Source organism: Dietzia sp. UCD-THP (assembly GCF_000349585.1).
Classification (GTDB): Bacteria; Actinomycetota; Actinomycetes; order Mycobacteriales; family Mycobacteriaceae; genus Dietzia; species Dietzia natronolimnaea_A.
Genome location: NZ_KB714649.1, coordinates 1 through 325, shown reverse-complemented (window position 1 = coordinate 325; position 325 = coordinate 1). Strand labels below are relative to the sequence as shown.

1 pseudogene is annotated in these 325 nt (G+C 67.4%); it reads right to left on the bottom strand.

The features are described 5' to 3' along the window. A pseudogene (locus tag H483_RS0119640) lies at positions 1–325 on the bottom strand (hypothetical protein); the annotation flags it as partial.

Here is a 325-nt window from a genome sequence, read left to right as displayed (position 1 = left end):
CCTCGGGTGTGCCCTGGTGCGTCATGCGGACGCGGTCCAGGTGGGGGCGGTAGATCTCGAGGATGACCACGGCGCAGATCGCCACGACCAGCAGGTCGCGGACCAGGACGAGTGGGTGGAACACGTCCGCGCCGATCCCCTTGTTGTCGACGCCGTGGAAGTACGACATGTGCGCCACCCAGAGCAGGGCGTCGAACGCCATCCACGGCAGCAGGAGCCGCACGCGGGGGACGGCGAGCACCGCGAGGGGCACCAGCCAGAGCGAGTACTGCGGACTCCACACCTTGTTCGTGAGCAGGAAGAACGCCACGATGAGGAACGCCAA